This is a genomic window from uncultured Marinobacter sp. (assembly GCF_963974375.1).
GTDB lineage: Bacteria > Pseudomonadota > Gammaproteobacteria > Pseudomonadales > Oleiphilaceae > Marinobacter.
Window position 1 is genome coordinate 1 of record NZ_CAXBDN010000295.1, and the last position, 4,952, is coordinate 4,952.

The 4,952-nt window shown below is 61.8% G+C and carries 3 protein-coding genes; 1 reads left to right on the forward strand and 2 read right to left on the reverse strand.

Annotation, left to right across the window (positions count from 1 at the left end; translation table 11 throughout):
- Together AAC035_RS18540 and xdhA are read right to left on the reverse strand one after the other, a co-directional pair.
- The coding region (locus AAC035_RS18540; RefSeq protein ID WP_339806585.1) for a molybdopterin cofactor-binding domain-containing protein at positions 1-1,476 on the reverse strand (1,476 nt) is incomplete at its 3' end.
- Entirely contained in the window at positions 1,469-3,010 is a 1,542-nt protein-coding gene (gene xdhA / locus AAC035_RS18545) for a xanthine dehydrogenase small subunit (protein WP_339806586.1), read from the reverse strand. The genes xdhA and AAC035_RS18540, both read right to left, overlap by 8 nt.
- 239 nt (positions 3,011-3,249) lie before the next feature.
- Between xdhA and AAC035_RS18550 the strand changes: the two genes are divergently transcribed.
- Positions 3,250-4,788, forward strand: a complete 1,539-nt coding sequence (locus AAC035_RS18550; protein WP_339806587.1) for an ABC transporter ATP-binding protein — start codon at positions 3,250-3,252, stop codon at positions 4,786-4,788.
- Positions 4,789-4,952: the final 164 nt, after the last annotated feature.

Genomic DNA, 4,952 nt, shown 5'->3' on the forward strand with positions numbered 1-4,952 from the left:
CTTGACGTAGAGCCCCTGGCCCATCTCGGTGCCACCGTGGTTCACATGAATGCTGCCGTCGGTGTAGATGTGCACCAGGGCGCCGGCCTGATTCAGGTGTTTGGCGGTAAAGGAAATGCCGAACTTGACCGGGGTCAGGGCCAGGCCCCGCTTCAGCACCGGGCTGTCCAGATTGAAGCGGGTGATCTGCCGGCGCCGGGCCCGATAGTCGCAGCTGGTTTCCAGTTGTGCCATCAGCTGCGGCAATACGTGGTGCTCCACGGTCTGACCGTAGTGGGTGATATCCCGGCCCGGGCGATACAGGTTCAGCAGTCGCACATCCAGCGGATCCTTGCCCAGATGGCGGGCGATGTCGTCCATGGCCTGTTCGATCACCATCATGCCCTGGGGCCCGCCAAAGCCCCGAAACGCGGTATTGGACACCGTGTGGGTCTTGCAGCGATGGCCCACCACCCGGGCCTGATCCAGGAAATAGGCGTTGTCGGCGTGGAACATGGCCCGGTCGACGATGGCATCGGACAGGTCCGGGGAGTAACCGCAACGTCCTGCCACCATGATGTCGGTACCATGAATCAGGCCGTCGTCGTCAAAGCCGATGTCGTAGGTGTTGTAGAAGTCATGGCGCTTGCCGGTCTGTACCATATCGTCGGGTCGCGACAGCCGGTACTTCACCGGGCGTCCGGTGACGTGGGCCAGCAGTGAGGCGACGCAGGCCAGGGCGGCGGCCTGGGTTTCCTTGCCACCGAAACCGCCGCCCATACGGCGCACTTCCGCCTGTATCTCGTGAATCGGCAGTCCCAGTACTTCCGCCACCAGCTTCTGCACTTCCGAGGGGTGCTGGCTGGAGGTATGCACGAACATGCCACCGTCTTCCGTGGGCTCTACCAGGCAGGCCTGGCTTTCCAGATAAAAGTGCTCCTGGCCGCCCACATGGATCTCACCCTGCAGGCGATTCGGTGCCTCCGCCAGGGCCCGGTCAGGCTCGCCCCGCTGCTGGCTGTGGCTGGGGCGAACAAACAGTTGCTGGTCCAGCGCCTGCTCTATGGTGACCACGGGATCCAGAGGCTCGTAGTCCACTCTGGCCAGCCGGGCCGCTTTGCGGGCGGCCTCGTGGCTGGTGGCGGCCACCGCGAAAATGGGCTGGCCGATGTGTTCCACCAGTCCGTCCGCCAGTACCGGATCGCCGGGGAACACCGGGCCGATATCAATATGGCCGGGCACATCGGCGGCGGTGATTACCGCCAGTACGCCGGGGTAGGCCCGTACCGCGTCCAGATCCATCGAAAGGATCCGGGCGTGGGCCTGTTCGCTGTGGCCAACGGCGGCGTGCAGCAGGCCTTCCGGCTCAGGCAGGTCATCAATATAGCGGGCCTGACCACTGACGTGCTTCCAGGCGCTGTCGTGTTTCACGCCCATGCCGGCAACGCCCTTGGCGCTGTGGGCCGGTGTCGGGGTGTTGAGAGGGAGTTTACGCATGGTCGGTCACCCTGAAGTCGGTTACCAGCAGCTCCGGACTGCTGTGAGGTGAGTCGGTGGCGGAGGCCAGCAGGGCCCGGCGCAGCAGATTACCAGCCACCTGCAGGCGATAGCTGGCGGAGGCGCGGACGTCGCTCATGGGGGTGAAATCCCCGGCCAGGGCGGCAATGGCGCGGCTGACGGAATCGTCGTTCCAGGGCTGACCGCTGAGGGCGGCCTCGGCGGCCTTGGCCCGGGCCGGCGTGGCGGCCATGCCGCCGAAGGCCAGGCGACAGTCGCTGACAATGCCGTCGATTACCGTCAACCGGAAGGCCCCCAGCACCGCAGAAATGTCATCATCCAGCCGTTTCGAAATCTTGTAGATAAACAGTCGCTGGTTTTGCGCCGGCGCGGGTACACGCACCGAACGGACGAACTCTCCAGACTGCAGATCTGTCTTCTTGTATCCGAGGAAAAAACGCTCAATGGGTAACTCCCGCTCTCCCTTGGGGCCATCCAGCACCAGGGTGGCGTCCAGTGCGATCAGCGGTGGCGGCATGTCACCGATGGGGGAGGCATTGCCGATGTTGCCGCCCAGGGTGCCGCGGTTGCGGATCTGCACCGATCCCAGCCGGCCCAGCATGGCGTCAAAGTCCGGCCACAGTTTCGACAGAGGCTTGCGGAAGTGCTCGTAGGTGACGCCGGCACCAATCACCAGGCCATGGCTGTCGCTGGAGAGGGTGTGCAGCTCTGGTACCCGCTCGATGCTGACCAGATGATCCAGGGTCTTCAGTTGCTGGGTGATCTCCAGGGCCAGATCGGTGCTGCCGGCCACCAGTCTTGAGTCCGGGAAGCGTTTGCGCAGTTCCCGCAGGTCTTTCAGGCTGGTGGGCGCATCGTAGCGGCGTCCGTCCGGGGCGGTGAAGGACGACGGGCGTCCACCCATTTCGGTGAGGGCTTTGAGAACCCCTTTGTCCTTGAAGCTGTCCTTCAGGCTGTTGGCGACTCCCGCGCCACTTTTGCCCTGCAAGGTTTTGGCGGGCTCTGGCGACCAGGCCTGAACCATGGCTTGCCGGCCTGCGTCCATGATGGGGCGGTACCCGGTACAGCGGCACAGGTTGCCGGACAGCGCCTCCAGCAGGGTATGGTCGTCTGCTGCTGTGCCCTCTTGCCGGGTGTGCAGCGCGAACAGTGACATGATAATGCCGGGGGTGCAGAACCCGCACTGGGCTCCGTGATGTTCCATCATGGCCTGCTGTACCGGGTGGCCGGGAGTCTCCTGCAGGGCATCAACGGTCATCAGGTGTTTGCCATGGAGGCTGCCCATCAGGGTGATGCAGCTGTTCACCGCCTGGTATTCCATACCTTTAGGATTACCAGACTTGCTGGTGACAGGGGTGCCGGTAACGACAGTGCAGGCGCCGCAATCACCGGAGGCACAGCCTTCCTTGGTGCCGGTAAGCCGCATTTTGGTGCGCAGCCACTCCAGGATGCTCAGATTTGGGTCAGCGTTTTCCACCGTCTGGGGCTGGCCGTTCAGGTAAAATTCGATCACGAGTCTCTCCGCTTGCTGGCGTCTCTATAAGGGGTGTAGCAGTCGCTGACGGGTTCTGCCACGCGCGGCGGTCCGCCTTTCCCCCGATACTTTCCCTGTCTCTGCAAAAATCTGACCAAATGGTTTGTTTAGTGCATTCTTTTCGGCATATTAACTTTGGCAAGCATATTGCTCTGAGGTTTCCCTGGATATGAAAAATTGATTAATTGGTCAGTTAATGCATTAAAAGAGGCTTACCTATGGCCGCTGCCCAGCGCCTGAAACTGGAGAACATCGTCAAGGAATACCCCGGTTGCCGGGCCAACGACGGTGTTGATCTGACCGTGGAAGCCGGCGAGATTCATGCCCTGCTGGGGGAGAACGGCGCGGGCAAGAGTACGCTGATGAAAGTCATCTACGGCGTTGTTCAGCCAGATGCGGGCCAGATTATCTGGAACGGTAAGCCGGTGACCATGGACAGCCCGGCCCGGGCGCGGGAGCTGGGTGTAGGCATGGTGTTTCAGCATTTTTCCCTGTTTGAGACCCTCACCGTCGCAGAGAATATTGCTCTGGGTCTGCCGGCCGATGAGGCCCGTGACCGCCGCAAGCTGGATCAGAAAATCCGCGAGGTCTCAGGCCGCTACGGAATGGCCCTGGACCCGCGTCGTTTCGTCAGCACCCTGTCCATGGGTGAGCGTCAGCGGGTGGAAATTGTCCGCTGCCTGATTCAGGAAACCACGCTGCTGATTCTGGATGAGCCCACCTCGGTGCTGACGCCTCAGGAAGTGGAATCCCTGTTCGCCACCCTGCGCCTGCTCTCGGCGGAGGGCTGCAGCATTCTGTTTATCAGCCACAAGCTGGAAGAAGTGCGCGCCCTGTGTCACAACGCCACGGTATTGCGACAGGGCCGGGTGAGCGGTGATTGCCGCCCGGCGGACGTTTCGGCAAAGGACATTGCCCGGCTGATGGTGGGCGATGACACACCCTTGTCCACCGATGTGTCCATAGCCACCCCCGGCGCGACGCTGTTGACGGTGAACAACCTCAGCTATCGCACCGATGATCCTTTTGGCACCAGCCTGAAAGACATCGTGTTTTCTCTGAAAGAGGGGGAAATCGTCGGTATTGCCGGGGTGGCGGGCAACGGTCAGGACGAATTGCTGAAGGCATTGTCTGGTGAGATTCGCAGCCCGAGAGGCATGCTGAAATTTACCAGCCGGGATATGGGTGCGGCGTCCCCGGTGGCTCGTCGCAAGATGGGGTTGGGCGTGGTGCCGGAGGAGCGCCTTGGCCGTGGTGCAGTGCCGGGCATGACGCTGGTGGAAAATGCCCTGCTGACCGCCTCCGGATTCGGTCTGGTGAAGCGCAGTCTGGTCAACTATTACAAGGCCCGGGAGTTTGCCAGCGAGATAGTCGCCCGCTTTGACGTTCGCTGTAACGGCATCGACAGCACAGCAGACAGTCTGTCCGGTGGCAACCTGCAGAAGTTCATTATCGGACGTGAAGCCCTGCAAAACCCGAAACTGCTGGTGGCCTCCCACCCCACCTGGGGTGTGGACGTGGGTTCTGCAGTGGCTATTCATAAAGCTCTGGTAGCCATGCGGGATCGCGGCGCGGCGGTGCTGCTGATTTCCGAAGACCTGGATGAGCTCTATCAATTGTGTAACCGCATTGGTGCCATCTGCGATGGTCGGTTGTCGCCACTGGCGAAAACGCCGGCCTTGTCCATTGAACAACTGGGCCGCTGGATGGCGGGTGATTTCAGCGAGGATTCAGAGGTGCCCCATGCTGTTGCTTGAGCGTCGCCCGCTGGACTCCAGGCTGATGCGCTGGCTGTCACCTTTGCTGGCCCTCGGTCTGACCATCATCACCGGGTTCATCATGTTCGTGGTGATGGGCAAGGATCCGGTTGAGGGCCTCAAGTTCTTTTTCATCACCCCACTGAGCGATCGCCACGGCCTTG